The organism is Paraburkholderia dipogonis (assembly GCF_046027395.1).
GTDB lineage: Bacteria > Pseudomonadota > Gammaproteobacteria > Burkholderiales > Burkholderiaceae > Paraburkholderia > Paraburkholderia dipogonis_A.
On the sequence record NZ_JAQQEG010000146.1, the window covers coordinates 1 to 221 of the forward strand.

The 221-nt window shown below is 61.5% G+C and carries 1 pseudogene; it reads left to right on the top strand.

Going from position 1 to position 221, the window contains the following annotated elements:
* Positions 1-221, top strand: a pseudogene (locus PQR32_RS42245) (adhesin); the annotation flags it as partial.

Consider the following 221-nt stretch of genomic DNA (forward strand, 5'->3'; position numbering starts at 1 on the left):
CCAACATCGCGGGCAACGTCACCAATATCAGCAACACGGTGAACAACATCACCAACGGCGGCGGCATCAAGTACTTCCACACGAACTCGACGCTGGCGGATTCGTCGGCTACGGGTACGGACGCAGTGGCGATCGGCGGCAACGCAAAGGCGTCGGCAGCGAACTCGGTAGCGCTGGGTTCGAACTCGACGACGACGGCGAACCTGTCGGCAGCGGGTTAT